The organism is Rosenbergiella nectarea (genome assembly GCF_900111105.1).
Classification (GTDB): Bacteria; Pseudomonadota; Gammaproteobacteria; order Enterobacterales; family Enterobacteriaceae; genus Rosenbergiella; species Rosenbergiella nectarea.
The window spans coordinates 273,171-299,946 of the sequence record NZ_FOGC01000001.1 but is presented as its reverse complement, the minus strand read 5'-3'; the positions used below and the strand labels follow the sequence as shown (position 1 = coordinate 299,946).

General features: G+C 47.4%; 26 protein-coding genes and 2 pseudogenes. 11 read left to right on the top strand and 17 right to left on the bottom strand.

All coding sequences use genetic code 11. The features are described from left to right. The coding region (locus BMX14_RS01440) for an SH3 domain-containing protein (RefSeq protein ID WP_143056376.1) at positions 1 to 801 on the top strand (801 nt) is incomplete at its 5' end. Positions 802 to 910: 109 nt separating this feature from the next. On the opposite strand, the gene BMX14_RS01435 is transcribed toward BMX14_RS01440, so the two are convergent. The 9 genes from BMX14_RS01435 to BMX14_RS01395 all read right to left on the bottom strand — a co-directional run bounded on the left by BMX14_RS01435 (position 911) and on the right by BMX14_RS01395 (position 8,195). Next, positions 911 to 1,846: an ArdC family protein gene (locus BMX14_RS01435; protein ID WP_092671684.1), complete on the bottom strand. Its 936-nt coding sequence runs from the start codon at positions 1,844 to 1,846 to the stop codon at positions 911 to 913. 76 nt (positions 1,847 to 1,922) lie between these two features. After that, complete coding sequence (locus BMX14_RS01430) at positions 1,923 to 2,321, bottom strand: antirestriction protein (protein WP_092671681.1); 399 nt, start codon at positions 2,319 to 2,321, stop codon at positions 1,923 to 1,925. Next, positions 2,314 to 2,586: a hypothetical protein gene (locus tag BMX14_RS01425; protein WP_230527218.1), complete on the bottom strand. Its 273-nt coding sequence runs from the start codon at positions 2,584 to 2,586 to the stop codon at positions 2,314 to 2,316. Before BMX14_RS01425 ends, BMX14_RS01430 begins: the two co-directional genes overlap by 8 nt. A 75-nt stretch (positions 2,587 to 2,661) precedes the next feature. Continuing rightward, entirely contained in the window at positions 2,662 to 2,856 is a 195-nt protein-coding gene (locus BMX14_RS01420; protein WP_092671678.1) for a DUF7706 family protein, read from the bottom strand. 3 nt (positions 2,857 to 2,859) lie between these two features. Further along, positions 2,860 to 3,141 carry a hypothetical protein gene (locus tag BMX14_RS01415; RefSeq protein WP_092671675.1) on the bottom strand — a complete coding sequence of 94 codons (282 nt, stop codon included), beginning with the start codon at positions 3,139 to 3,141 and terminating at the stop codon, positions 2,860 to 2,862. Between the two features lie 364 nt (positions 3,142 to 3,505). After that, complete coding sequence (locus BMX14_RS01410) at positions 3,506 to 4,576, bottom strand: PIN domain-containing protein (RefSeq protein ID WP_092671672.1); 1,071 nt, start codon at positions 4,574 to 4,576, stop codon at positions 3,506 to 3,508. Positions 4,577 to 4,892: 316 nt separating this feature from the next. Beyond that, on the bottom strand, positions 4,893 to 6,896 hold the full coding sequence (locus BMX14_RS01405) for a DNA topoisomerase III (protein ID WP_092671669.1): 2,004 nt from the start codon (positions 6,894 to 6,896) through the stop codon (positions 4,893 to 4,895). Continuing rightward, positions 6,893 to 7,456, bottom strand: a complete 564-nt coding sequence (locus BMX14_RS01400) for a hypothetical protein (protein WP_092671666.1) — start codon at positions 7,454 to 7,456, stop codon at positions 6,893 to 6,895. Before BMX14_RS01400 ends, BMX14_RS01405 begins: the two co-directional genes overlap by 4 nt. Then, the gene (locus BMX14_RS01395) at positions 7,443 to 8,195 is read right to left on the bottom strand and encodes a PFL_4669 family integrating conjugative element protein (protein ID WP_092671662.1); all 753 of its coding nucleotides are present in this window, start codon (positions 8,193 to 8,195) and stop codon (positions 7,443 to 7,445) included. The genes BMX14_RS01400 and BMX14_RS01395 overlap by 14 nt, the downstream gene beginning before the upstream one ends. Positions 8,196 to 8,377: 182 nt before the next feature. Between BMX14_RS01395 and BMX14_RS01390 the strand changes: the two genes are divergently transcribed. After that, entirely contained in the window at positions 8,378 to 10,984 is a 2,607-nt protein-coding gene (locus BMX14_RS01390) for an AAA family ATPase (protein WP_092671659.1), read from the top strand. A 63-nt stretch (positions 10,985 to 11,047) separates the two neighbouring features. Here BMX14_RS01390 and BMX14_RS01385 read toward each other — a convergent pair whose 3' ends face one another. The 7 genes from BMX14_RS01385 to BMX14_RS01355 form a co-directional block, all read right to left on the bottom strand. Continuing rightward, positions 11,048 to 12,247 (bottom strand): STY4528 family pathogenicity island replication protein, encoded by a 1,200-nt coding sequence (locus BMX14_RS01385; protein ID WP_092671656.1) that lies wholly within the window; start codon positions 12,245 to 12,247, stop codon positions 11,048 to 11,050. After that, a complete protein-coding gene (locus tag BMX14_RS01380; RefSeq protein WP_092671653.1) occupies positions 12,247 to 12,771 on the bottom strand; it encodes a DUF2857 domain-containing protein in 525 nt (174 codons plus the stop codon). The genes BMX14_RS01385 and BMX14_RS01380 overlap by 1 nt, the downstream gene beginning before the upstream one ends. Before the next feature lie 81 nt (positions 12,772 to 12,852). Continuing rightward, the gene (locus BMX14_RS01375) at positions 12,853 to 13,050 is read right to left on the bottom strand and encodes a TraR/DksA C4-type zinc finger protein (RefSeq protein WP_230527234.1); all 198 of its coding nucleotides are present in this window, start codon (positions 13,048 to 13,050) and stop codon (positions 12,853 to 12,855) included. 41 nt (positions 13,051 to 13,091) lie between these two features. Next, entirely contained in the window at positions 13,092 to 14,702 is a 1,611-nt protein-coding gene (locus BMX14_RS01370) for a ParB family protein (RefSeq protein ID WP_092671650.1), read from the bottom strand. After that, complete coding sequence (gene dnaB-PI, locus BMX14_RS01365) at positions 14,692 to 16,044, bottom strand: SPI-7-type island replicative DNA helicase (RefSeq protein ID WP_092671647.1); 1,353 nt, start codon at positions 16,042 to 16,044, stop codon at positions 14,692 to 14,694. Before dnaB-PI ends, BMX14_RS01370 begins: the two co-directional genes overlap by 11 nt. Further along, on the bottom strand, positions 16,037 to 16,426 hold the full coding sequence (locus BMX14_RS01360) for a hypothetical protein (protein WP_092671644.1): 390 nt from the start codon (positions 16,424 to 16,426) through the stop codon (positions 16,037 to 16,039). The genes dnaB-PI and BMX14_RS01360 overlap by 8 nt, the downstream gene beginning before the upstream one ends. Continuing rightward, complete coding sequence (locus BMX14_RS01355; protein ID WP_092671641.1) at positions 16,423 to 17,301, bottom strand: ParA family protein; 879 nt, start codon at positions 17,299 to 17,301, stop codon at positions 16,423 to 16,425. The genes BMX14_RS01360 and BMX14_RS01355 overlap by 4 nt, the downstream gene beginning before the upstream one ends. A gap of 233 nt (positions 17,302 to 17,534) precedes the next feature. Between BMX14_RS01355 and BMX14_RS17135 the strand changes: the two are divergent. From BMX14_RS17135 to BMX14_RS01315, 9 genes and pseudogenes are all read left to right on the top strand, one after another. Beyond that, positions 17,535 to 17,696, top strand: a pseudogene (locus BMX14_RS17135) (DUF6538 domain-containing protein); the annotation flags it as partial. Positions 17,697 to 17,708: 12 nt separating this feature from the next. Continuing rightward, a complete protein-coding gene (locus BMX14_RS01350; protein WP_143056372.1) occupies positions 17,709 to 19,205 on the top strand; it encodes a site-specific integrase in 1,497 nt (498 codons plus the stop codon). 29 nt (positions 19,206 to 19,234) lie between these two features. Further along, positions 19,235 to 20,149, top strand: a complete 915-nt coding sequence (locus tag BMX14_RS01345; RefSeq protein WP_092671635.1) for a hypothetical protein — start codon at positions 19,235 to 19,237, stop codon at positions 20,147 to 20,149. Positions 20,150 to 20,891: 742 nt separating this feature from the next. After that, on the top strand, positions 20,892 to 21,470 hold the full coding sequence (locus BMX14_RS01340; RefSeq protein ID WP_092671632.1) for a recombinase family protein: 579 nt from the start codon (positions 20,892 to 20,894) through the stop codon (positions 21,468 to 21,470). Further along, complete coding sequence (locus BMX14_RS01335) at positions 21,458 to 21,772, top strand: hypothetical protein (protein WP_092671629.1); 315 nt, start codon at positions 21,458 to 21,460, stop codon at positions 21,770 to 21,772. Before BMX14_RS01340 ends, BMX14_RS01335 begins: the two co-directional genes overlap by 13 nt. Before the next feature lie 33 nt (positions 21,773 to 21,805). Further along, positions 21,806 to 22,360, top strand: coding sequence for a hypothetical protein (locus BMX14_RS01330; protein ID WP_092671626.1), 555 nt, complete (start codon positions 21,806 to 21,808; stop codon positions 22,358 to 22,360). Positions 22,361 to 22,553: 193 nt separating this feature from the next. Then, a complete protein-coding gene (locus BMX14_RS01325) occupies positions 22,554 to 23,564 on the top strand; it encodes a DNA cytosine methyltransferase (RefSeq protein ID WP_092671623.1) in 1,011 nt (336 codons plus the stop codon). Positions 23,565 to 23,609: 45 nt separating this feature from the next. Next, the gene (locus BMX14_RS01320) at positions 23,610 to 24,293 is read left to right on the top strand and encodes an HNH endonuclease (protein WP_092671620.1); all 684 of its coding nucleotides are present in this window, start codon (positions 23,610 to 23,612) and stop codon (positions 24,291 to 24,293) included. Between the two features lie 325 nt (positions 24,294 to 24,618). Then, positions 24,619 to 25,875: pseudogene (locus tag BMX14_RS01315) on the top strand (tyrosine-type recombinase/integrase). Positions 25,876 to 26,148: 273 nt separating this feature from the next. On the opposite strand, the gene BMX14_RS01310 reads toward BMX14_RS01315, so the two are convergent. After that, positions 26,149 to 26,601, bottom strand: coding sequence for an Lrp/AsnC family transcriptional regulator (locus BMX14_RS01310; RefSeq protein WP_092671618.1), 453 nt, complete (start codon positions 26,599 to 26,601; stop codon positions 26,149 to 26,151). Positions 26,602 to 26,776 lie beyond the last annotated feature (175 nt).

The following is a 26,776-nucleotide window of genomic DNA, read 5'->3' as shown; positions in this document are numbered from 1 at the left end:
AGTACCGCTGCTACCAGTAAGGCTATCGAGGCGCTGACGCTAAACTCCGGCATGGATGCTTTCCGCAAAAATTATGACTCGCTACTTACCAGTAACCCCGTCAACAAAGCATTTGAGGCACTGACGCGGAATTCTAGCGTGGCCACTCTCTTCGAAAAGCAAAGAGAGTTATTTACCGGAGATTATTTTACTGCGCGTGTGACTCAACAGTTAGAGAAATTAAATCTAACTGAAATACAAACATTACAGGAAGCTGCCATTCTATTTTCGCGCTCACCTCAAGGTGCAGCCGTTATTGCAACTAATATTCATGCAGTAAAAGAAAAAGAACCTGACGCATTAACAAAATTAAAAAATTATATCGAAGAAAGCCCTATTACTACGAGTTTCAGGAAATTACCTTTATTATTACAAATTATCATAATTTATCTTGCAACCACCATTTATTCAGTTGGCATAGATAAAAATAAAGAAATAGCAATGAATTTAATAGAGCAAGCACAACAATATGTTAGCAAAACAGTATCACCAAGCTCCCATGTTAAAAAATTCACAAGACAGTTACCCAGTGAAATTGACACTAGTACATTAAAATACATAAGAATAATTACTGGAGAAAATGTCCGACTACGGGACACACCATCAATGCAAGGTGACGCATTAGTTACGTTGGAAAAATATACCCCCGTGATCGTCATCGATAAAAGTGATAGAAAATGGTTATATGTGCAACTATCCTTCGGCGATCAAAAGCTATATGGTTGGGTCAATCGTTCCTATACCAAAGCAATAAATCACTAGATGCTAAAATTAGCATTAGTTTTTATTCCTAACGTATAAGCGTAAAGAAATATTAGCCCCCCATCACTAAGTATAAGTCGGGGGGCTAGGCGATCATGTAAAAAGTTAGTTACGCTACTAGTACCTGCTCACGCAGCAACAGGTATTCAAACGCTTCCCGAGCGTAGCGAGCGGCACGAAACACAGCGCGATTGTCTTCTTTCAGCGTTTGCAGCCACGACGCAATATAGCTCTCATGTTGCAAGTCGCCGTTAATGCCAAGTTCAGCACACAGAAAGGCCGCTCCCATCTCCGCTATTAGCTCTTCAAATCCATAAACCGGATCGCCGAACTTCCGCGAGGTAGAAACAATGCCTTCACGCGCCAGTCGCGAAACGTGGCCGGTGGAATGCACCAGTTCATGCAACAGCGTACTGTAGTAGTCTTCCGCCGAATCAAACTGAGCAGCTTCCGGCATCATAATGTGGTCAACACCCGGGTGGTAATACGCGCGATCCTGATGACGATGTATCACAGACACGCCGCTACAGGCTGCTATCTGTTCTGCCCGGGCAATTCGTTCCACGTCGGGCAAAACCGGTATTTCCGGGTAAAGCTTATCGGGCAGGTTTTCACACTGCTCTACGTTGAAGAGGTGGAAACTGGTCATAAAACAGCGATCCCGCATAACCACCTCGCCGTTATCATCGAACACCGGCTGGCCGCTGTCATCCGTAGCCTCTTTCCGGAACGGTTTAAACAGCGTTACAAGCGTAGACTGTTCACCTTTCCGGACATTACCACCGGCATCCAGCGCCTGTTTGAACGTCAGCCAGCGATTGGAATAAAATCCCTTATCGGCAGCATCGATCCATAACAGCATTACGTTAATACCGCTGTAGTTCCGGCCAGTGATGGCATTAGCAGGCAAACCCACCTTTCCGGTTTGCCACGCTTTACGCCAGGGCGTCGTCCCGTTCTCCAGCGCCGTAATAATCTTGTCGGTTACGGTCTGGAACAAATCCTGCCGCAGGGCTGATTTGCGGTTGGTAGTTTTCTTCGTCATATGCCATTCCCATAAATAAAAAAACGGGGATGGCTCCCGAACGGGGAACAATCCCCGTTTGGGTTAAAGTAAAAAGTCAGTCTATCGCGGCCATAATTTCGACCGATTCAGAGTGATCCAACGCGTAATCGCGCAAAGCGTGGTAAAGCAGGATATCGCTATCCTCTTCCGTCATATTCGCAATCTGCCCGAGGGCAAACAAAGACAGCGTGATGCCAAAAGCCTCTGCCGTCATGATGCCTTCATAGCCATTTCCGGCCACGCTGACCCCATAAGTCAGACGAGAGTTTGGGACAAGATAGAATCCGTTGTTTGACAACGCCCGGCCTTCCCACCGATTGGTTTCATTATATTCATCACCCAGACGCTTAGCCCACGCTAAAAATGGAGCCACTCGACGTGGAGTTCGCAGATATTTCAGAAGAACCAGGCCAAAGGGAACGGGCTGCATGTCAATCATCGTTACGTTATCCATGACATACCTCCCCGGAAGCCAGCACGCTGTTAATGCGTTCCTGCAAACGCTTCCTGGCAGAAAGAAAATTCCGCAGGTCACGTTCGGTTGCACGCTTGCAGTTGATATCCGCTGTGATTTCCAGTGCCATAATAGACTGGCTACGCCAGGAAGCTTGTTCATCATTCCCCACGCAGGCACTGTAATGAACAATCGCCTGACGGAATAATCGCTCAGTCGTATTGCGATAATCCTCAACCGGAAGATAAGGGTATTTCGATGTCATATTGATATCCCTGTGAATAAAAGCAGGGATTGCTCCCTGACGGGAAATCAATCCCCGCAAGGGTCAAACTAAAGTTTAAGCGAGACAGCCGTACTGGTGCCTGAAGCCGTGTTCCGTCAACGTTCTTTCTAATTTCTGGACAGCATCAAGCATTTTATCGCATTCGCTGTTAGTCATGACAAAATCACGCATCGTGTTCCATGTCAGACTTTGAGTCAGATGCGACAATGCCAGCGCTTCGTCATTAGTCAGTTCAGGCTGAATTTTCATCTCTCATTCTCCCAGGGTTACAACCAGTGCATCGTCAACGTATCTGGCGACAAAGTTATGAGTCCGTTCGGTAGTTTCGCCTCCCAGACGGACAAACAACGTCAGCGAAAATGTCACCTGCTTAATGTCGGGATCTGAGTGATGGTTCCAGGCATCCTGCGCAGCTTTAATCAGCGCAAATTGCCGACGTTCCCACTGGGAAAAATCAAACACTTCAATAGCGTCTTCCCAGGCTGGGAGCGTGATAGAAACAGGCGTAAATGCCAGAGATAAGCGATGAGTCATCGGTGTATTCCTTACGTAAAAAAGGGAAAACCGATCCCCTGCGGGAAGCGTGTTCCCTTAGGGTGAGTGACTACATAGATAGCAGAAAATCCGCTGTGATGAGAAGTGTACCTTCATCGCATAAGCGACCGCTGTTTTCAAAGGCTAAACAACGTTACCGCCCAAAGGCATCGTCTCTCAGGTCACGACGATTTTGGCTGGCAATCACCCGAAGGCGTCCCTCTCAGATTGTCGGGACATTGACTGTTGTCGGTGACAACGAGGTAAGAGTGGGCATTGTTTGAAAAGAGTGAATCGATGTCAATACAAAAGGCACAACTACATGTCAAAGTTATGCCTAAACTTACCCGATTAATTGGATGTTTTAATAATCGTCGCACCCATTTTCTTCAACACAAACTTCAATTCCACCTGTTAATCCCCCAACATTTACATATCGTTCCTGCACCACAAATTGGTTATCAACGATTTCAAGTGATAACTCGATTTCCACAGAGACATTAATAGAATCTGTTTCTTCACGGCTAGTACTTCTAAAAGTATATGTACGACCGTCCTCTTTATCATAAATTCCATTATTATAATCTGGTCCTGTTACAGACACAGTGTAATCAACTTCTACGTTGAATGATAAAACACAACTTTCGTCATCAATTTGTATAATGGATGACTCAAAGTCGTGAACATCATTGACCGTCAATTCATCGACATCAGCATCTTCCCAACTGGATAAGTTATACGCATCTGCATCCTCAATACTCTCTTGTATTTCACTTTTTATTGCATCCACATTATCTACAATATACTGCTTAATATAATTAGCCCTTTCTTCATCATGAGAGTTATAGATATCAAGAACTTTATTCAAACTGTCAACCGATATAAATCGTGGATTAGTTTTACAGAATTCGATCAAATCGGTATCTTCAGATACGATATAAATACTCTCATCTGGTTGTAAATGACACTCCAAAGCCAAGAGTGTGAATGCATCCGGAAATTCATGTTTTTTCTTTCCATCCTGAAATGGAGGTAAGCAATCGAAATACATCCCTATAATTCTATCTGCCGGTACTTGACTCAGGTCAAGTATCGTGGAATTAGCATCAGCTAAAAAATCATCGAAAAGTTCTAACGCATGCTCAATAATTTCTTCTTGATTGAGTTCCACAAATAAAGCTTGAATTTCAGGTCTATTTGAATTTGCAAGGATTTTAGCTTTACGTCTAAAACCGGCCACACTCTTTATCGACTCTTGAATACTATCCCTGATTTTTCCCTTTACCTCCCTTTCAACTATCGAAGTCGTTATATGATTTAAGTCACCTTTCCCACATATATTCTCAAAAGATTGCAAAGTGCGCGATGAAAATTCCAAACCAGCCTTAACAAAGAACTCTGTATCAACAAAAACATTTCTTGTTTGAAGGGGCATAATATTTACTCACAATAAAATTACATCATCCCTAACAAAAAAGGCCCGATTCCATCCTGGTATCGAGCCTCTGAACCTGTACCATAGGTTCATCGTCAATGTCACTTCTCCGGGCCAGAGCCTTTTTTGGCCGACGTGTAATTTCACGGAGGGTCACGCCTTACAACCTCATCCAGGTAACAAAATGGGTTGCTATACTGTCCAATCCTCCGCCTGTAGGCACGAAAAATCGGATTACCGCAGTCGCGGGATACTTCAAAGCCATCAGCAAAATAGCAAATTCACGCCACGCTTCCAACCAAAAACATAAAGCCAGTCAGACACTTTTCTTTGCTGGGATTTTCCGCCGACGAGCGGACTTCTTCGCCCCGACATTCACAATCCCGTTGCAGTCAGGATAATTGATACATCCCCAGAATGAGCCTGATTTCCCCGTGCGCTGACGCGTTGTTCCACCGCAAACCGGACACGGCGGAGAAGGTGGTAACGTGATCTTAACGGTCTGTTGCTGCCCTTTTGTCACCAGTTGCATTGTCCAAGCTGACTGTTTCGCCATAAAGTCATCCAGCGACATTCTGCCTTCCGCGATATCATCCAGCGATTGCTCCCAGAGCGCCGTCATGCCCGGATCTTTGAGCTGTCCCGGTAACACATCAATCAGGTCACCGGCTATAGGTGTCACCAGCAGATGCTTACCTTTCTTCACCACAAATCCACGCTTCAGAAGCGTTTCAATTACGCCAGCACGGGTCGCTTCCGTTCCCAGCCCCGCGTTCTCTTTGAGGATCTTTTTAAGGCGCAGATCGGTGACAAACTGCGCCGCATTCTTCATCGCGGCAATTAGCGTCCCTTCCGTATAGTGCTCCGGTGGTTTTGTCTGCTGCGCCTTCGCTTCTGCACCAGTGACCTGGCATACGCTCCCTTTAGCCATTGCTGGTAACCGGGCCTTGTCACCGGTATCGCCTGTATCCTCTTCAGCATCTTTATCAAACAGACTCTTCCAGCCAGCAACGACCACAATCTTACCGCTGGCCTTAAATAACTGCCCACCACAATGCAGCGAAACCCGCGTGGTATCCACTTCATGATTCGGCAGAAACTGGGCCAGATAATGCTGCCGGATAAGCTGGTAAACGTTGCATTCCTGCTCACTCATTTTTGCCAGAGAGCAGGGCTGCTTTGTCGGGATAATGCCGTGGTGCGCGGTGATCTTTTTGTCATTCCAGATGCGGGAAACATGCTGCACATCAAGCCGCGAGATGATTGCAGATAAAGGAGGATCGCTTTGTTGTATCGCTGCTATAACCTGCCCAATCTCGCCACGCATTGATGTCGGCAGATAGCCACAGTCGGTGCGGGGGTACGTCGTCGCTTTGTGGGTTTCATACAAAGCTTGCGCAATATCCAGCACCTGCTGGGCACCATAGCCAAAACGGCGGGAACAGGCTTGTTGTAGCGTACCGAGATCAAAAGCCAGCGGAGCGGATTCGGTTTCCCTTTTGGTCTCAACCTCTGCCACCGTCGCCTGTCCGGTTTTCTGACAAAGCTGAACCACCTGCTGAGGCGCTGTCGGGTTGATACAGCGTTTTTCCTTATCACAATACGCCTCTGCTGGCACCCACTGCGCCTGAAATGCAACCCCTCCCGCCGCCAGCTGCACCACAACATTCCAGTAAGGTTTCGGGACAAATTGCGCAATATCGCGATCGCGTTCCACGATCAGGTTAAGCGTCGGCGTCTGCACCCGCCCCACGGATAAAACGTTACCGTAACCATTCTCCCGGGCCTTGACTGAATATAGCCGCGTCATTTTCATGCCGACCTGCCAGTCAGCCCGGGCACGGCCCAGACCCGCTAAATAATAGGGTAACGTCGCACTTCCGGGTTTTATCGCCGCCAACGCGGCACGGACGCTGGCCTCATCCAGTGCCGAGAGCCACAACCGCTCAACTTTTCCCTGATAGTGGCAGTAGTCGAGGATTTCACGGGCAATCACCTCTCCTTCCCGATCAGCATCAGTGGCAATCACTACCGTATCGGCCTGTTTCAGCAATTTCTGAATGACAGAGAACTGAGCCGACGCATCCGGTTTAACCCGCATTTGCCATGTTGTCGGTAATACCGGTAATACGTCAGTACGCCAGGGAACGCCGAACTGTTCACCGTAGGCATCCGGGCTGGCCTGTTCCAGCAGGTGACCAAAACCCCAGGTGACGCACACGCCGTTTCCGGTCTGATAACCAGGCATTTTCTTTGTCGCACCCAGCACGGCCGCAATATCGCGCCCCTGACTGGGCTTTTCACAGAGAAAGAGCTTCATCGGATCGTCCCTTCCGCCACGCTCTTCATATTCTCAAACAGCTTGCGGGTATAAGCCGCCGTGGCATGAGAGGCCAGCCCGGAACGAAAGGTGATATACATGCGGCTACCGGAACTGTTTTTCTCCAGCTCGACCTGAACGCTGTCGCTGGTATTCTCACTTCCCCAATCGCGCCCCATTTTGTAGTAACTACCGGGTTGCCCATCCCATACCCATGCCCCATCGGCTACTGAAGCGGCAGTCCACCCCCCACTTTGCTTACCGTTATTAAGTAGTTGCGCCACTTCTTCCGCTGAGATGAAGCGGTAGTAGCGTTTTACCCGCGCCGCTGCCGTATCAACATCAACGGGAACACGATATTCCTGCGCGATTTTGTGGCTGGCCTGCGGTACGCCTCTCGACAACACTACCGGATCACTGCGTGCCGGTACGGAACTGACTGAGAAGATCCCGCTGCTCATCTGGTTTATCGCACTGTTGACACTATCAACACTCACACAGCCACTCAGGCAGGTACTCAGAACGAACAATCCGGTAAAAACAGTCTTATTGCTGATCATCTTGCACCTCCTGCTTTGCCGCTTTCTCTTTGCGTGACTGACGTTTGAATGCGGCATTTAGCGACTTAATACTTTCGGCGCTTACTGGCGGAGAAAAGCGGGAACGACGGGTTCCCAGCAGGATCGCCCTGTCCAGTTCCCCAAATTGTTCAATAGACTGCCGAGCAATGTCGTTATCTGAGGCAATATCCTGGCGGGTAACGGGATGAGAACGGTAACGCAGGGCCACAGAGAAGATACGACGAATTTGATGGCTACCACGATGTAACCAGGCTTTACGCTCTTTCAGTGACATCAAACCGTAGTGATGCGCCTGGAAGACACGCAAAATTAGCTGATCAAATCCAACAAGGAGGTAAACGCAGCGGTATCCCAAAGGGGTATGGCTGTGAACGCCAATATTCAGCGGCGCGGTGGAGGTGCCCCCGGAAACAGAAGCGTTAGCAGGCAGCATCGCCATCAGGGCATCGATATCGTTCAACCATTTCTGGAGCTGTTGGCTGGCCGTCTCCAGTAATGATTCCACTTCCACCAGGACCAAATCCGCCCACGGATTATCGGCCAGTGAATCGCGATTAATCCGGGAAATGAGCCTAAAAAATAGCGGCATCCCGATGAGTGACGGCTTCCCACCCGAGGCTGGTCGCCCACTCCAGGTATTAATGGCATATTGGGTATGCAGTTCGATGCTCAGCTCAGAATGCAGCGCACCGGCTTTCTTTTCTGTCTTGTCTGACATGGGAATCCATCCGTTGATATTTAACGAGATGGAAATGGTTACGGATGACTATCAACGGGGACAATATGAAACTGTTTATTCAGATCCATAAATTTAGCTAAAAACGGATCAACATTTGATTCTCCTTCAAAAAAAAAGCCTACTATTACATAGAGATAAAACAACAATGGAAAAATAAAATTATGTCTACTATTCCAACAAAAACAATCGGTGATTCCTTTGAACAATGGTTATCTGAACGCCCTAAGTGGCTACAAACAGCAGCAAATCAAATAATTAATAACAAGCGACGTCTGACTCCCCAAGAACTCGACGTACTAGCTGAGCTTTGTTTAGGCGAAGCTACTTCATCTAAAGATATGGCTTTCGATCCATACGTGCCTGGCTCACTTACCCAAGCATCACAGAGGCTTCCTTTACGTCTGCTAAAACTAACTGATGTCATTGGTGTAAATGCTCTCACACCGCCTGCCAGTATTGATTTTGGTGATACACAACTAACCGTCATATATGGTCCAAATGGTGCCGGAAAATCCGGCTATTCAAGACTCCTCAAACAAATTTGTGGTTCACAATATAAAGAAGATATACACGGCAATGTGTTTGAGGTTCAGACAAATTCGATTAGTGCTACAGCACACTATCATGATGGCCAATCTAATTGTCAGACCACTTGGTGTCCCCAAAATGGACCAAGCAACGCGTTAAGAAATGTACAAATATTTGATACTCATGCCGCTAGCATTTATATCAAAGACAAAAAACCAGCAACATACGAACCGGGAAGAATTAAGTTTGTTAAAACTCTAATTTCAACATGCGATGAAATTTATACACGACTAAAGACTAAAAGTGCTCAACTAGTAGACCTACGCCCGCAGTTCCCTACAGAGCTCACTGGTAGTCCACTTTTCTCATGGCATCAAAAATTAAGCGCAAAAACCTCAATTAGCGACATTGAAAAAAACTGCAATTACACGAAAGAGATGGATGAGGAAAGGATTCAAGCTGAATCAGTTTTATTGCAAAAAGATATACCCGGTAGGTTAAAACAGATTGAGGTTGAGAAAAAATCACTTCAACAAATAAACAAATTTATTACAGAATTAAGCTCCCTTTACGGTAACGAGTCAGTTAAAGAATTAATCGACGCTCATAATGATGCTTTATCCAAAAGAAAGAATGCAAACGAAGCAGCTCAGCTAACATTTAAGAATTCTGCTTTAGAGGGTATTGGACAATCCACATGGTTAGCAATGTGGGAACAAGCCAGGAATTTTTCAACCTTACATGCATATCCAGATAACCACTTCCCTCACACAACAGATTTAGCTCGATGTGTTTTATGTCAACAAGCATTGTTGCCAGATGCAAAAGAAAGAATGAACACATTTGAATCATTTGTTAAGAATGGCTTAGAAAAAGAGGCAAAACAGGCAGAGACAACCTATAAAACCAAACAAGAGAAATACGGTAAACTCCCCGATCTAGTAGATTGGAATTCTCGATTAAACATACTAAAAATGGATGAAAAATTATCAAATAAAATATTAGATGATATATCTAATCGCAAATCATCACTGGGTACAGCTACGTCAATAGAGCAACTTACTATAATCGATTGGCAACCAATTAACGATGCATATAATAATTCATTCAATCTCTTAGACACTGAAGAAAAATCACTTCAAGCACTACAAAAAGATGGCGGGAGACTAGCACTACTAGCAAGAATAACCTTTTTAAAAGCAACTCAATGGCTATATCAAAACAAGCAATCTATAATTAATGAAGTAAAAAGGCTAAATAAAATAGCTGAAATAAGCAAGGCACAAACTCTTGCGAAAACAAATCAACTTTCAATCATGAGTAATGACCTTGCAAAAGAGTTAATAAGCAATGGTTATCGTGATAGATTTGCTTCCGAGCTAAAAAAATTAGGCAATAGACGTATCAGAGTTAAGCCAAAAGACATAAAACAAGGAAAAGGAAATATTTCCTTTGAATTAGAATTAGATGGTTCCACGCAGAAAATATCACCATCAGTTATTTTAAGTGAGGGTGAAGCAAGAATTGTAGCGCTGTCTGCATTTATTGCTGACATGACCGGAGAACAACAATCAACTCCGTTTGTTTTCGACGACCCAATATCGTCTTTAGATCAAGACTACGAAGAGCGAGTAGTTAGTAGGTTAATAGATTTATCTGAAACAAGGCAAGTTATTATCTTTACCCATCGCCTTTCCTTAGTTGCCTTGGTCGAAGCTGAAGCGAAAAACAGAAATTCTGGAAACCTCGGTAAACCAGTATCTTTAGAAGTGATCACACTCCAAAATTTTGCAGGAAGAGTTGGTCAAACAGTTCCTGGAAACATACGCAATCAGCAACCTAAAAAGGCACTAAACACCTTAAAAAATGGACCTCTTAGCTTACTTAAAAAAGCTTATAAAGATGGGGATCTAGATGCTTATGATCGTGAAGCTAAAAGCCTATGTAGTAATTTCCGCATTATTGTTGAGCGCTGCGTAGAAACCATTCTTTTAGATGAAGTAGTCTCAAGATTTCGCCGAAGCGTGATGACAGGAAATAAACTCATGAAGCTAGTTAAAATAACACCAGATGATTGTCAACTGATTGAAGATTTAATGGGTCGTTATTCTGTCTATGAACATTCCCAACCCAATGAGCTTCCCGACACACTTCCTGAACTCTCGGACATCGAAAAAGATTTAGATAGATTAACCACTTGGATCGACAAATTTACAACCAGAGCTATTCCTACAAAATAATTATCAAAATTTTCAATAAATCAATTTGATGCAACAGTGTTGACACTGTCAACACTGCTCATTTTATGACCCAAAGTAATTCCCTCGGATCTCAGCCATCACACCAGACACAAACTCTCTGCGAGCACGTTTGACCTCTGTTTTTCCGCCAGATAGTGGCGTTGCAACCGATTTGGGCTTTACAGGCGGATGCACCGCACCAACGTCACCAGTGTTAAACTGCCCTTCCCTTGCCCGCTTCAGATTCGCCAGCAGGTAGGCCGTGACATTCCTGACCTCTGTCGCTTTCATACGGCCAGCCAGATCGTCCAACATCCGCTGTCCCAGTCCGTTAGGTAACGCGCTAAGTTGTTGCTCCAGCATACCCCGGTCAGGCGTGTTCAACCGTTCGATTACCACCGTCGGCCATGACAACCGACTTTCGCCCCCTACGTACGTATCTTTTACACTCTGTGTAAAACTACGTACGTAACAGTTCGATTTTCGAACTAAGCCACTTTCCCTTGATTTCCGGCTTAGTTCGAAATCCGAACCCGGTAAAATATCCCCCTTTAGATAGCTAAGTTCGGATTCCGAACTTTGTGATTTTTGACCTGACTCGGTTTCAGAACCGGGGATTTTCTTCTGCCGTGATGACACCATTTCCTGCGGAGTTTGTGCAGCTGATAACCGGGCTTCTATCAGCGCAACGCGTGAATGCCGGTGACGCATACGGGTATCGGATTTGATATCATGCAAAACGGCCAGCGCCGTCAGGCGTATTGTTTTATTGGTGTGTCGGCAGGCATCGGCAACAGCATCAAGCCAGCCAGGATCGAAGTACTCCGCGTCAAACAGCCCCAGCGGCTCATCATGCTGGGCATAGATATTACCGCGAATACGCCCGGATTTATCTCTGACACGTTTGCACAGACTCAGCCACCCGGTCAGACGCAGCATTAACAGTGCCCTGCTGACCGTCTCCCGGGAAGCTTTATCCGAATGAGGTAACGCCAGCTGGCACTGCAATTCGTCGTAGGTTGGAAAAACTGCGCCCTCATTCTGCTGGGCATATAGTCGAATCATTACCCAGGCCATCTTATCCAGCGGCGATAACCGACTATCCAGAAATAAACGCCGGGGAACGGCGTCATGCGCGTTCCCCAGAAAGAGTAATCCGCTCTGCTCATTACTCTGCTCGCCGGACTGCGTCTTTTGCTCAATCCGGTGTTGCATCTTCGCCAGCGTACGTTGGATAACATCATCGACGGGAACAATAGCCATCAGGCGGCACTCCATCCTTTGGTTAACGTCCAGACTGCGGTTAACGAAATATTCTGCTGCTCAGCAATTAACATCATGGCTTCCAGCGCATCCAGTGATTCCATGTTGTCAACGTTCGATGCCTTCCACTGCTGCCACACCGCCACTTCCTGCTCTTCTGTGGGGATCTGGCTGCGCCCCTGCTTGGTCACAACGCCAACTAGGCGTCGCCGGGAACTGACTTCCGTCGCCGTCAGGCCGAAAAAATGCTGCATCAGCTCGATAGAGCCACCCAGTGTTAACGCTCTGTCGATACGCTGTGTCCGGGTCTGCTCACGACGGGCCTGCGCCAGCAAGGTGTTCAGGTTGGTATGGTTGATGCGGAAGGTCAGAAGCGATACCTGTGTATTTACCAGATAATGCAGATCCTCAACGGTCAGGCTGTTTAGTTCTTGGATCTCTTCCAGAGTTAACCCCATTGCCTCACAACGTCGGATATTGCCCGACTTCAGTTCCATAACTATCTGCGTTAACAGTGCATTCATTGCGCACGCCCTCCATAAATAATCGCAATATCAACAGCCCATGCCAGAAAACAAAGCAGAATAACGATCCATGATGTGGCTTCAGCTTTCATCGTATCCTCCATATCCAACACGCCGCCGAAACTCAGCAATAGTCTGGCATTCAACGCACAGCCTGACGCCCGGAACAGCTCTGCGACGGGCCTCCGGGATCTCATGTCCACAGAGTTCGCATTCAGCAGACGATATCGCCGGTGATATCAACGAAGAGCGAATCCGCTCGACCTGGCTATCGACCATCAGTTGGGTCACTTCCTGCGCCTCATCAACCCAGTCAGCTTTCATGCTGCGCCCTCCCTGAATGTCTGACGTTGCAGTTCGCGCAACCGGCGCACTACCCTGATTAAACGCAAGAATTTCACCGCATACACATCATTGAGCAAGGGTTCATCAAAGGGACTGGACGCACCGAGAAGAAACCCGCTTAGTGTCGATAACGGGGTATAAGATCCACCACCGCACAATGCGGCCAGCAGCTCACCGTTCGCATTTGGCGGGAGAGAATAGCCTACGCCCAGGAGAGATTTATCTTCCTGAATAATAGATTCAATCCCCATCACCTCCGCCAGTTCGAACGCTAGACGAAACGCGATGTCCTGTAGATGTTCAACATCATCCTGTAACGCCGGGATATGCCAGATATCGGTGACCGGCTCCAGCCCGTTCGCGGCACAAGTGATGGTATTTGCAGGCGGTTCCAGAAGCGGATCGTCACCATCAGCAGGCTCTGGCTCAGCGCCCGGAAGAATGTCGGGTAAGTCAGGTGTTGAATCAAGGGAGATATTCCCATCATAAAGATCCAACTGTTCTTCATCAGGCTGTTGGGCAACATGCTCAGAGGAGTCGCCCCCGATAGTGACTGGCTTTTTCCTCGTTGATCCGGAATCAGTGGCAACAGAGGGTGACTCCGCAACCGGTGGTGGTGAAGGTTCATCATGGGTTTTGTCTGCATCCAGAATATGCCGGGGAAGCGGCTCCGGCTCGCCAAACAGTTTGCGGCGGTTTTGTTCCTGCGGATCAAGCTCAATCAACCAGCTATCGTAGGTCAGTTGCGGATCGGGCATTGCCTTCAGCAGGGCCGCAATCAGCTCTTCTTTAAGGACGTCGGCTGAGTAGTGTTCCGGGTCGTCAAAAACTCGACAAACACCGCCAAAGACATCATTAAATTCCTGTTCCGGAGGTAATGCGACATTCTGGCTGAAGGCTTGCCAGGCTTTTTCCGCCGCAGTTCGTAGCGCGATAAGCTGGGTTATCTGGGGCCGTCCCAGCCCCGAATTAAGCAGGTTGGGCATCCACGGCCAGAGGTATTCGATTGTTGCCACCATACGGCTGATATTCGAATGATGAACCGGATAACCCGCCTCTTTCAGCAGATCGGCCAGCTCTCGCTGGCTAACTTCTCGCCCCAGTTGTTCCTCATAAATAGCTCGCGCCTTCTCAATACCAAAGGCTTTCTCAATAAATGACAGCTCGCCACGCACATCATTCTCGGCCAGATGACCGATAACACACTGCAAACGTCCAGGCCACGGTTTCACGATGCACTGAACACGGCGAAAACGCTCATCGCCTGTTTCTGCATACAGTTCCGCTAGGATGGAATAGCGAGTATTGCCGCCGTCACTGAAAATATAAACATCCTCGGTGCTTTCCGGATCTCTGGTGACTTTTGGCACCGAATCCAGCCCCCGGGCACGGATCGACGCTTTGATATCTTCATATTTCGGATTGCGGGACGTTCGGGGGTTATCCGGATTGGGACGCAGTTGCTCCAGCGCCAGAACCATCGGTATTTCATTCACCGGCAGCACTACGGCAGGGCTTTCATTATTCGGGGTACGGCCCCGCTGAAGTAGCTTTTCGCCCAGTTGGCTGGGTTTCTTAGAAGTCATAGCGACCTCCTTTAAAATCCTCAAAACGGGTAATTTCCGCCTGATACTGTACTTTTACGGTGCCAATTGGGCCGTTACGCTGCTTGCCAAGAATAATTTCAGCCACGCCCGGTTCATGCGTATCGGCGTCATACACTTCATCCCGGTAGACGAACATAATCAGATCGGCATCCTGCTCCAGCGCCCCGGAGTCACGCAGATCGCCATTATTCGGACGCTTATCCGACCTACTTTCCAGCGACCGGTTAAGCTGTGACAGCGCCACCACCGGACAACCAATTTCTTTCGCCAGCGCTTTGAGTGAACGGGATATTTCCGCAATCTCCTGCGTCCGGTTCTCATGCCCCGGGCAGCACATCAGTTGCAGGTAATCCAGCAGAATCAGGGATGGATGACCGTATTTACGGATGTTTTTTCTTACCCGGGAGCGCAGGATCGCCGGTGTCATATAGCTGGAATCATCAATCACCAGCCGACCTTGCCAGTCTTCAAGCAGGACTTTCATGGCTGCACTGACCCGCACCCAGTCTTCATCCTGCATATCCCCATTGCGCAGGTGTTGCAGAGGAACACGCCCTAACATGGAGGTAAAGCGCATCAGTAGCTGCTCGGTAGGCATTTCCAGGCTGTAGACCTGCACTGCCATATCCGGACGCTCATTCAACGCTCCATCGCAAAATGCCAACCCTAGCGCCGTTTTCCCCATAGATGGGCGACCAGCCAGCAGAATCAGATCACTGGACTGGAAGCCGCTGGTCATCGTATTTAGATGAGCAAAGCCTGTAGGCGTACCGGTAATGAGATCTTCGCTGCCGCAACGCTGCTCTAGCCGGTTAAGGAAGGTTTTCAGTGAAGCAGGCAAATCAACATCCCCATCCGGGGATGGCTGTTCGGCAATGGCGAAGATACGGCGCTCAGCTTCGTCCAGTAATACCATCAGGTCACTTCTGGCATCACTGGCCTGCCTGACCAGATCGTGCCCCAGTTCCAGCAACTGGCGCTTCTGGCCATAGCTGGCAACATACTCAGCATAAGCAACGATGTTGGCCGCACTGGGCGTATTTTTGGAGAGTTCCGCGAGATAGGCAAAACCGCCACATTGTTCCAGCGTTCCTTGCTGCTCCATTGATTCGGCGAGCGTGATCAGATCGATGGGCTTGTTCTGAAGTAGCAGTGTCTGCATCGCAGAGAGAATCACGCCATGCGGCCGCGAATAAAAGAGGTCAGCAGAAATAATCGTTGCAATATCATCCCAGCGATCGTTATCAAGCATCAAACCGCCAAGGACTGCTTGTTCGGCGCTGATTGAATGCGGAGGCGATATCTGTTTGGTGTTATTCATGCTGGCCTCCGGTACTACGACATTCGACCAGAGCTGTGTTCAAACGGGCCAGCCAGGACAGGGAGGCAAGAAACAATGACCAGCCATTACGTTTGACATCAAGATAAACGGTGGAACCAGCGGAGTAACCGACCTCAAAGAAACGCCACTCCCGGGGAGAATCAATCTCCATATCCATGCTGAGATCAACAAGCTGGTTATCTGGCACCAGATTCCATACTTTGAGCTGGGACTCGCAACAATCCCACATTGCCATCAGTAATCCTGGTATTTTTTCCAGCGCGTCAGAGTAGGTTTCGGCTTCAAAAAAGACCCACTGCTCATCAACGGTTACCCGACCATCGCGAGTTAAGAGGCTATACGTCGCACGATAGAGTTTCATTCTTTATCCCCCTTCGGCTGATTTTGCAGTACCGCATCAAAACGGTCGCGCCATTCGGGGAACAACTCACAGGCCAGATCGTGCATGGTCTGCGCGGCTGGCAGACTCTTGCGATCGGTCTGGTATTCAAGGCGATGAGCGGGTTGCCCCCGCGTATGGCCTAGCTTGTAGACTTCAAGATCGTAGATTTGGGTTTCAAGTAGAGTGACGGGTGGAATATCCGCTTTGCTATACGTTCCATCAGCAATAATCGTGGTTAATGCATTCAGCGCTTCTTCGGCCAGCAGGGTGTAATCCATGCAGTTAACCAGAACTTTCATCGGTGGCAGCGTAAGGCCGAACCCACGATAAGGAAGGAGTTCTTCCATCAGTGTTACCGTTCCTCGTAGGAACTCCCGGACATCCGGCACCACCGGCTTCACCATCGCTACTGCCGTATGCGACGTTGCCAGCAGCACCAGTTCCAGCATGATGGAACGAGCGCCCTGTGAATCAATGATGATGACATCGTAAGCAGCAAACAACGGATGCTGGAGTAAGTTACGCAGACGAATGCGGCCATCCGGTGCGTGCATCATGGACGTCTTGAGCTGCTCATGGGGATCATTAGAGATAATCAGATCAAGGTTATCAATACAGGTCTGGGAAATCAGTTGCTCGGGATGGTTGAGATCTACGGTCTGCATCAGCATCTCGTAAAGACCGCATGGTGCCTCATAGCGTAAGGAATAGTAACTGGAGGCGGTTGGCTGGGCATAGTCGCCGTCAATCAGGAGGGTTTTGAGACCAGCGTCGGCACAGAAGCCAGCCAGGTTGGCGGAGTGAGTAGATTTACCTTCACCGCCTTTGGTAGAAATTACTGAAATTACATGCATATAAATCACCTGTGTACTATTTACAGGTAACAAACGTTCTACACGTGTTTAAATCAGGGATTGAAAATCCCCGTGTCCTTGGTTCGATTCCGAGTCCGGGCACCAACATTCCAAACCCTCGCTTTATGCGGGGGTTTTTGCTTTCTTCTCAATAATTTGTTGATTTGTCAGTAGTTACCTCCTCATTTTCTCCATCGGCCTCGCTTCCCGGTGGTACAGAAAGGTGGTACAAAATGGGCATTATGATACAACCGACAAAGAACCGATTCGGCGTTTACCACGTTCGTAAAGCCGTACCCAAACACCTGATTGGCATCCTCGATAAACGTGAAATCAAGTTCACTCTTGATACGAAAGACGTGAATGAGGCCAGAACGCGTGCGCCCGCCAAAATCATCCAAATCGACATGATACTCCGACTAGCTGAAAAACAGCTTGAAGCAGAGCAATCGTTAACCGATGCGGATATCGAGCTGATTGCTGGCGTATGGGCCTCAAAGACAATGCAGCGTGACGAACTAATCCGGGAGCGGTACGTTGTTGAAGAGCAGTACGATGGTAAAACGGGGTTAACTCACTCGCCAGAAAATGGGCTGATTCACGACTGGCTGGAAGACCGCCAACGTAAGCCCGGCTATAAGTCACAGACATGGCAGGAAGAACGTAACGTATCCATCGGCAAACTGATGGCCGTTGAGCTGGAGGAAGCTCTCGAATACACGCCTACCGTCCTAACTCCACTCTGGAGAGACCGTCTGGCCTGGCGACTAGCTGAACGCCGTTGCGATCTGACGAATGCTTATCTTCTGAGTTTTCGCCCCCGGCTGTACGCTAAAAGTAAAGGCTTGGATTCATTGCCTGATGAAAAGCCTCAAAGCCTCACCTTCGCGGACCTGTTCTCACGCTATAAAGATCACGTTCAGCGTCATGAGCCATTGCGTGCAGAAAGGCGAATTATCGCCTATACGACATCGGCTAACCGCTTCATCGAGTTTATCGGCCAGAGGGCTGTCAAAGACATCACCGTAACAGACCTCGCAGACTTTCGTTCTCTGATTGAAAAGCTCCCTTCCCGTCCATCGAAGGCTATTCGCCAAATGCCACTGCATAGGCAGGTCAATGCCGAAGGTAGGAAAATCAGTCCCACCCGTGTCGAGAACATTCTGAAGGAGTTGTCGTCGATCTTCAGGGTCGCGGTTGAGGATGGCAAGCTCGCCGAGAACCCCCTTACTAACTTGAAAAAACGCAAAGTCGTCGCTGGCCCGGCGGTTGTCAGGTCTTTCAGTCAGAATGAAATTCACCGTATCTTCTCCCTGCCCGTCTTTAACGGAGAAGCGACACCGCACGGTGCAATGGCGTACTGGATACCGATAATTCTTTATTACAGCGGAGCACGCGTTGAAGAGATCGCTCAGCTTCGTAGGGGCGATATCGTGGAAGAGGACGGAATTCCCTGCTTCAGGCTGGCGATGGGTGAAGGTCAGTCGATCAAGATGGGTAACTTGCGACAATTCCCGATACACAGCCACCTGATTGAGATGGGCTTCCTTGATTTCGTCCAATCTCAAACATACCAATTGTTTGTCGATAAGTCGGAAGTGAACGGGAAATATTCATACAACTACGCCCGTTGGTGGGGTAACTACATCCGTGAACATGCCCTGACCAGAGAGGGTATCAAACCGACCCACAGCTTCCGTCACTCACTCGTTACCCTGTTCCGCGATCTGAACATCCGTGAAGAAATCCAAGACAGTATTCTCGGACATAACGAAAACTCACCCGATAGGGCAAAGGCGAGCCACGGCTACGGAGAGAAGTCTGTCGAGGCCCAACGTAATGCTATTGAACAAATCCCCAGATTGAACCTTGAGCGGCTGGAAAAGCGTTTCCCAGCGGTATAAGGCAAATAATTTAACTGGAGATCATCAATATGAAGCTTCCCGATTCTGCTTTTCGCATCGTCGCTGGAATCCCTCAGGTTTCTGTCGCTTTTTTGAGAAAAAAAGTGCCTGCATCTAAACGCTTTAGCCAGTGGATGCAACGTACTCATGCAAAGCTAAGCAAAGCACCGCCCGAAATCCTTAAGTGTTGCTCTGACGAGTTTATTAGTGGGCAGTTCCCCACATCAACCGGCTGGCTTTACGCAGGTGACGCTCTCGCTTTACTGACTTACAGCATATACAGCAGCCGAAACACGCATCTTGTCGCAGCTATTGAGGAAAAATCGGGGATAGCTTTACCCGTTGCCACTCATGAAAGCACTTTTGCTGGTCAATTTTTTGATGCATTAAAACCTGTGTTAACAAACTTCTGGATACATACACATAAGTATTATGAGATTGAGCGTGAGAAAATTATTGGCCCCTACAGAGTTGATTCATACATTCTGGAAAAATTCTCAGCTAAGGGCGGTTCAACGATAACTCGCCAGTACGTTATCGAATTTGACGAGAAAGCCCATAAACTAGAAAGGTATCGCATTAACGACCTGAAGAGAGACCGCTGGTTTCGTAAAAACTGCCCAGACATTAAGCTAATCAGAGTAAGGCATGAAGAGCAGGAACTTTGGTTTGAGGCTTTAGATCAGCTCAAGCGACTGATAAGTTTGGAGGATTGTTACGCTCATTGCCTGAGAACAGCGTGCGAATCACTCCAAGCATCAGAGCTTGAGATTACCAGCCAGTCGTCCCATTCTGCCTATGGGCGTGATCATAATATCTGCTGGTTTATGATGAGGCGTCCAAAGCAGCGGTTGAGAGAACTAAAGGTACTGCTGGAGCGACTTAGAATTCCTTGCCAAGACGGCAGAACTCTCAGATTTAGGCGTGCTTTTCTCCGACGATAAGTCTTATAAGCAGTCACGTATCAAAAACGTTCCAACAATATCAGCGTCGTAACAACGATAATGGCATTTTGGAACGTTTAAACGTCAAATACGTCCCCCAACACACCCTCTTATAGTCTATCTATACCTATACATACTTTTATACTCAAATTCATCTATGAAATTGCATGTTGGCTTACAAGATGGTTTAGATGACAGCGAATAATCCAAATCCCTTCATCCAGTGAAATTGCAAAAAAAACACATGCCTCCCGTAAGGAAAACCCAATAAATCAACAATATCAGCCCCGGCGGTATAAGGAAGTTGAATTAATCACAACGGAGGTAAACATGCAGTGCAAGTCATTCCCTTTCCAATTCAAAAAAATCGCTTACAGAGGCTCTGAGAACGTCTATGAGGCACTCGCTAAAGTACATTCAACACTTCGCAACTCTGGTTTGGGGGGACGGAAGGAATGAGCTACTGGCGAATGTTGAAAAAAGCGCTATTCACAGCATTCAGTGCCTTTCTGGATGCAATCATAGAAGAAATGGCATCCGCTTATTCAAAGGCTGGGGCTGCTTAAGCTAAGCCTTTACTTCACTATCCACCTCAATTGCCCCCTGCCAACAAGCATGCCCTAAAGATCTGCCACCAGTACAACGATGGAATGCCCGTTCAGGTCATGCCACAGGGTTGTTTTGGGGTTTTGGCAGGTCTTTGCAGCATAGCATGGTCTATTGGCAGGCTTAAGGAGTCCAAATGGCAACTGTCGGCTACGCCCGCGTATCCACTACCGGGCAAAGTCTTGATACGCAGTTCGATGCATTGTCCGACTGCGAGAAGATATTCAGGGAGAAAATCAGCGGGGCTAAAGATGACCGACCCGAGTTGCAAGCCATGCTTGAATTTGTTCGTGAAGGCGACTTTGTGCAGGTTACGAAACTTGACCGGCTCGCCCGTAACACTCGCCATCTGCTGGAGATATCTGAATATCTCCACAGCAAAGGCGTGGCACTTAACATTCTCAACATCGGCATAAACACCGCTACCCCGACAGGTAAGCTTATGCTCACTATGATAGGTGCGATTGCTACGTTTGAACGCGAGATGATGTTGGAGCGTCAAGCTGAAGGTATCGCACTGGCAAAGCTCAAAGGAAAATACAAAGGCAGAAAGGCAACCGCTCGAAGCAAATCTCAAGAGGTTATCGAACTGATTGAGCAAGGCATGACTAAACCGGAAGTTTCCCGACAGCTGGGGATTGGTATAACTAGCATTTATCGAATCATACGGGCAAATCGCCCGGATTTACTGGAGATAAAACAGTGCAGTATCTAAAAGGATGTTTACTTCTCGCTCTTCTCTACAACGCCAATAGTTTTGCAGAAACCGTCAACGTGCTACTACGATGTGAAAATGGCGTCCACGCAATGATGAAAGATCATAAGTTATCGGTCGAAGGAATGTTCAACCTGCCGTTTGAGCATGTTGAAAGCAATACTAGTGAGCAGACAACATTAGTGTTTGCGGATGCTCACGTTGAAGCAAAAATACTACTTCGCCATGCCGATACAAAATTCTTTCTACAAGATAGCGATGGCCGTTGGATTCACTGCAAAGCTAACCGCATTACCCCCTAAAAGAACGATCAATTCAGCAAAGGAAAAATAGGAATGACCACTAGCATAAAAATGCTGGCGTTTTCGGCGTGCTTGACAATAGTTTCACTTGCAGTCTCGTTAAGTCGTAGCAACCTGCTTTGGGTTAGTGATATCAACTATAGCTTCCTATTGCAGGTTGCTCTGCCGCACCTGGGCATAGCGGTTAGCAGTGTCATCGGCGGTTTTGGAGGAGCATTGCTACTGAATAGAGCTAGGGATAAAAGCTTGTATGAGGTGGCACTACCTTTGAGTTTCGTAGCATTGGGACTACTTATCGGTGGCTTATTTATCATCAACGGTCCATACGTTTTGATGTACACATTGGTATGTCCGCCACTTATCGGCTTTGGTGCAATAAGGCTATCAGAACTCCTGCCATTCATTAGAAAACGGGGCATTAACCTAACATTGATTGTGTTACTGCTGCTCCCCAACATCGCACTGTTTTGCGTTGGTATGACCTCGACAGATTGGGTGATGGTTATCGACTTTGGCACAGGGTTTAGAGTGCTATTTGGTGCTTTGACTGGAGGACTAGCAGTTAACATTATGCAGAAGCCTAGATAGGGATCAAAGGCCGACTTGTAAACCATGTTACCTTCAGTTTCCCCTCGCCGTAATCACCACTTTCAAAGGCTCTACGAATAATCTGGAGCCGCCTCGCAAATCAATAAATACTGGGTATCCATACATATAAATATACTTGCCATAAAGCCCATGGCTGGTATCCTTCTGTCTATCGAAATAAGGATCATAAAACATGTACACTTCACTTGAACTTTGTGCTGGCGCTGGCGGGCAAGCACTCGGTTTACATCAAGCGGGCTTCAAGCACATAGCATTGATTGATAATGATGCTCCTGCATGTGCGACTCTTCGTCTGAACAATTCAGAACATTGTTTGGGATGGGGAGATATTGTTGAAGATGACTTGAATTCCTTTGCGGTAAAAGATGCCTCTAACTATGCAGGACTGATTGATTTAGTGGCTGGAGGTGTACCTTGTCCACCATTCTCAAAAGCGGGTAAACAGCTAGGACAGGATGACGAGCGAGACTTGTTCCCGGCAGCTCTTGAAATTGTATCAAAAACAAAGCCAAAAGCAGTATTAATTGAAAACGTGTCAGGCCTGCTCGATGCCAAATTTGCAGAATATCGTAAGTCGATAGACCAGCACTTCAACGAACTTGGTTATAAGACAACGTGGAATTTGTTGAATGCCAGTGATTATGGAGTTCCCCAGCTTCGTCCACGAGTCAATCTTGTTGCTCTACTACCAGAGTATTTTGATGAATTTAAATGGCCGCAACCAAGCCAAACGCCGGCACCAACAGTCGGTGAGGTCTTGTATGACTTAATGGCTGCTGATGGATGGGAGGGGGCAGATGAATGGAAAGATAAAGCGAACAGCATTGCACCAACATTGGTCGGTGGTTCAAAGAAACATGGCGGACCAGATCTCGGCCCCACAAGAGCAAAACGCCAGTGGCAAGCACTATATGTAAATGGGCACCTTATCGGCAATGCACCTCCTTCGAGAGGGTTTGCAGGGGTAAGAGATGGGTACGAAAATATGCCCCACCTTACAGTGAGAATGGCAGCTCGTATTCAAGGATTTCCAGACTGGTGGCAGTTCTCAGGTAAGAAAACTTCGTCCTATCGTCAGGTAGGAAATGCCTTCCCTCCACCGGTGGCAAAAGCCGTGGGTGAGCAAATCTATAAAGCTTTGTTAACTGTTGATCAGATGAAAGACACTTCAAAGGTAGCGTAACGCTGCCTTTTTTTATATTGTTATCCACAAAAAGAGGATGGCAATGTGAATTTTGAAGAATTTCGTATAATTGTTAATGCACGGCAAGCTGAATTAAAAGCAAAGGGGCTGCGTTCAAACATTAGCCCAGCTCAATGGGAAATGTTGAAGTTCCTTTTTAATCAAGGTGATACCTTCCCAAGAAATTGGGTCCCTCGTGAAACCTTACATAATCTTGTACAGCAAAGTGATTATCGTAGACGCCTGACCGAATTAGGTGATGAGATCGGTTTAAACATCGAACGGCAAGCAGGCAGTAATGCATACAGGTTAAGCTCACTTAATCTTAAAGTTGCAAACCCTCGGACTTACCTCACTAAGACACAAAAAGACTCACTCCTTTTCAATCATCATTACACTTGCCAGGTATGTTCACTGCAAGACTTTGGCAACAGCACCGGCACTTTGCAAGCAGACCATAAAATACCATTGGCACGCGGTGGTGGTCATAACTCGGATAACTGGCAGACACTTTGCCATGTGTGCAATGTTGGAAAACGTAATGCTTGCCAAGACTGCACAAGAGATTGCCTGCAATGCCCTTGGGCCTTCCCAGAACTCCACGGAATCAGAGTGATGATTTCCCTCACACCTGCCGATTTTCACAAGGACATTGCCCTAGGTGTGAATAAAGAGTATATCTCCGATTGGTTTGTTAATCTCGCTCGTAGCAAGTTTGATAAAGAGTAACAATAGTGGTTGGATGGTGGTACTGGACAATGGTACATTAGGAATTGAAGCGAATAACTAACTGCCTAACAATCATCAAGTTAGCAAGCTAGGAATCGTGTCCTTGGTTCGATTCCGAGTTCGGGCACCAAATTCATATCAACGGACCTCCACGGAGGTCCGTTTTTGTTTAGTTCCCCCTCTAGAATCAACGAATCTCCTCTAACTCAATTCCACCGAACTCAATCAATATCTACCCACATCAAGCCGCTAGTGCGGGTACAACTGAGGGTATAGTCTGATTCGATAATATTTATACCCCTTTATACTATCAGGAGACCTCTCCGTGGCACTCACTGACGCTAAAATCCGTGCAGCTAAACCGGATGAAAAACCATATAAACTTGCCGACTCCGGCAACATGTTTTTGCTCGTTCACCCGAATGGCTCCCGTTACTGGCGACTCCGCTATCGATTTCTGGGTAGGGAGAAAACTTTCGCTCTGGGTGTCTACCCCGAGGTTTCATTATCTGAAGCACGTGAAAAGCGTGATGAAGCCAGAAAGCTGATTGCAACAAGCGTTGATCCCTGCGAACAAAAACGGGTTAAGAAATCCGTATCAGATGTCGCTCATACTTTTGAAGCGATAGCTCGACAATGGCACGGCAACAATAAAAAGTGGTCTGAGTCACATAGCGAGAAAACCCTCAAAAGTCTTGAAACCCACGTATTTCCATTTATTGGCTCACGAGATATCACCACGCTGAAAACACCCGATCTTTTGGTTCCTGTTAAAGCGGCCGAAGCAAAAGAGATTTACGAAATTGCCTCCCGCCTGCAACAACGTATCACGGCAATCATGCGATATGCAGCCCAGTCAGGTATCATCAGCTCCAACCCGGCGATTAATATGGTTGGTGCATTAACAACCGTTAAAAGACAACACCGCCCTGCCCTTGCCCTTAACCGCACCACTGAGCTTATCACCCGCATTGACTCCTACAAAGGTCAGCTCATGACCAGACTAGCCACAAAACTAACGCTGCTGATTTTTATTCGCTCCAGTGAACTACGTTTTGCAAGGTGGTCTGAAATTGATTTTGAAAAATTAATGTGGACCATCCCTCCTGAACGCGAACCTCTCACTGGTGTTAAACACTCACACAGGGGATCTAAAATGCGTACCCCTCATCTTGTCCCTCTGTCCAGGCAGGCGCTGGATATTTTGCAGCAAATACGCAGTATCAGTGGCGAGCATACGTTGATCTTTACGGGTGACCATAATCCCTGGAAACCGATGAGTGAAAATACTGTCAATAACGCCCTGCGTCTCATGGGGTACGATACGAAAGTGGACGTTTGCGGTCACGGCTTCAGGGCAATGGCCTGCAGCTCATTGATTGAGTCAGGCCTATGGTCGAGGGATGCGGTTGAACGTCAGATGAGTCATCAGGTGCGGAACGGTGTACGGGCAGCTTAGATCCATAAAGCGGAATTTCTGGATGAGCGCAGGCTGATGCTGCAATGGTGGGCTGATTTTCTGGATGCAAATGGGAAGAAGTCAGTGAGCCCGTTTGATTTTGCAAAACTCCGGTCCGGGTAGCAGTTCGCACCAAAACCAATCAGGATAGTTAACGTTAAGCACCTCCATTTCGGAGGTGCTTAACAGAGGGAGTTTTTATTTTTTTGCCCTAAGATTGGATTCATAATTTGTTCAGTCATGTAGCCTCTTCTACAACGGATTAGAAAGGTCCGCTTAGTGCCAGAAGCGGACGTTCCGATTTTTCACAATGCTTCCTTAGCACGCCATTTTGCACTTAGATTACAAAAATGTTTTACCTGAATACAAAAAAATGAATTTTTTCCTGCATTGACATCAGACTGGCAGGGCACGATCTTTTACCACCGTTTTCATTATCAGCGTTGAAGTAAGCCGCTGCACTCCCGCCAGACCAGAAAGTTTTTCATCGTAAAGCCTCTGAAAAGCTGGCAGATCATGTGTGATCACATAAAGCAGATAATCCGGATCGCCAAACAAACGCTGCGCCTGAATAATTTGCGGTATTTCTTTTATTGCTGTCTCGAAGGAATTGACTGCCTGCCGATCTCCCTCGCGCAGAGTGACGAAAACTATGGCTGAAAAGTTTAGCCCGAATTTGGACGGATCGAGATTCGCCCGGTAGCCGCTGATCACACCTTCCTGTTCAAGCGCTCTGACACGACGCTGGCAGGATGACAGGCTGATCCCAACCCGTTCTGCCAAGTCAGTGAGCGAAATTCTCCCGTCCTGCTGGAGCTCCGCAAGAATATTGCAGTCTGCCCTATCCATTACTTAAAACCTCCCGTCTTTTTACGTTTATGAATTGAATATGAAAGCATATCCCGCATAAAAAGCGATATTATTTCTTTAATTTCAAACAAATATGCAGGTAAAGGTTTCTCTAAATGCAGGTATCAGACGTTTATAAAGGGTCGGTCAGAGATCGGGTCAACAAGGATAACTG

What these genes read in the sequence shown, in the direction of transcription:
- BMX14_RS01310 (WP_092671618.1), bottom strand. Translation starts at nt 26,601, where the DNA reads ATGGATAGGGCAGACTGCAATATTCTTGCGGAGCTCCAGCAGGACGGG.
- BMX14_RS01355 (WP_092671641.1), bottom strand. Translation starts at nt 17,301, where the DNA reads ATGCATGTAATTTCAGTAATTTCTACCAAAGGCGGTGAAGGTAAATCT.
- BMX14_RS01330 (WP_092671626.1), top strand. Translation starts at nt 21,806, where the DNA reads ATGACCACTAGCATAAAAATGCTGGCGTTTTCGGCGTGCTTGACAATA.
- BMX14_RS01395 (WP_092671662.1), bottom strand. Translation starts at nt 8,195, where the DNA reads ATGTCAGACAAGACAGAAAAGAAAGCCGGTGCGCTGCATTCTGAGCTG.
- BMX14_RS01350 (WP_143056372.1), top strand. Translation starts at nt 17,709, where the DNA reads ATGATACTCCGACTAGCTGAAAAACAGCTTGAAGCAGAGCAATCGTTA.
- BMX14_RS01360 (WP_092671644.1), bottom strand. Translation starts at nt 16,426, where the DNA reads ATGAAACTCTATCGTGCGACGTATAGCCTCTTAACTCGCGATGGTCGG.
- BMX14_RS01405 (WP_092671669.1), bottom strand. Translation starts at nt 6,896, where the DNA reads ATGAAGCTCTTTCTCTGTGAAAAGCCCAGTCAGGGGCGCGATATTGCG.
- BMX14_RS01345 (WP_092671635.1), top strand. Translation starts at nt 19,235, where the DNA reads ATGAAGCTTCCCGATTCTGCTTTTCGCATCGTCGCTGGAATCCCTCAG.
- BMX14_RS01400 (WP_092671666.1), bottom strand. Translation starts at nt 7,456, where the DNA reads ATGATCAGCAATAAGACTGTTTTTACCGGATTGTTCGTTCTGAGTACC.
- BMX14_RS01390 (WP_092671659.1), top strand. Translation starts at nt 8,378, where the DNA reads ATGTCTACTATTCCAACAAAAACAATCGGTGATTCCTTTGAACAATGG.
- BMX14_RS01425 (WP_230527218.1), bottom strand. Translation starts at nt 2,586, where the DNA reads ATGACATCGAAATACCCTTATCTTCCGGTTGAGGATTATCGCAATACG.
- BMX14_RS01435 (WP_092671684.1), bottom strand. Translation starts at nt 1,846, where the DNA reads ATGACGAAGAAAACTACCAACCGCAAATCAGCCCTGCGGCAGGATTTG.
- BMX14_RS01325 (WP_092671623.1), top strand. Translation starts at nt 22,554, where the DNA reads ATGTACACTTCACTTGAACTTTGTGCTGGCGCTGGCGGGCAAGCACTC.
- BMX14_RS01375 (WP_230527234.1), bottom strand. Translation starts at nt 13,050, where the DNA reads ATGGTCGATAGCCAGGTCGAGCGGATTCGCTCTTCGTTGATATCACCG.
- BMX14_RS01430 (WP_092671681.1), bottom strand. Translation starts at nt 2,321, where the DNA reads ATGGATAACGTAACGATGATTGACATGCAGCCCGTTCCCTTTGGCCTG.
- dnaB-PI (WP_092671647.1), bottom strand. Translation starts at nt 16,044, where the DNA reads ATGAATAACACCAAACAGATATCGCCTCCGCATTCAATCAGCGCCGAA.
- BMX14_RS01340 (WP_092671632.1), top strand. Translation starts at nt 20,892, where the DNA reads ATGGCAACTGTCGGCTACGCCCGCGTATCCACTACCGGGCAAAGTCTT.
- BMX14_RS01370 (WP_092671650.1), bottom strand. Translation starts at nt 14,702, where the DNA reads ATGACTTCTAAGAAACCCAGCCAACTGGGCGAAAAGCTACTTCAGCGG.
- BMX14_RS01380 (WP_092671653.1), bottom strand. Translation starts at nt 12,771, where the DNA reads ATGAATGCACTGTTAACGCAGATAGTTATGGAACTGAAGTCGGGCAAT.
- BMX14_RS01420 (WP_092671678.1), bottom strand. Translation starts at nt 2,856, where the DNA reads ATGAAAATTCAGCCTGAACTGACTAATGACGAAGCGCTGGCATTGTCG.
- BMX14_RS01385 (WP_092671656.1), bottom strand. Translation starts at nt 12,247, where the DNA reads ATGGCTATTGTTCCCGTCGATGATGTTATCCAACGTACGCTGGCGAAG.
- BMX14_RS01415 (WP_092671675.1), bottom strand. Translation starts at nt 3,141, where the DNA reads ATGACTCATCGCTTATCTCTGGCATTTACGCCTGTTTCTATCACGCTC.
- BMX14_RS01410 (WP_092671672.1), bottom strand. Translation starts at nt 4,576, where the DNA reads ATGCCCCTTCAAACAAGAAATGTTTTTGTTGATACAGAGTTCTTTGTT.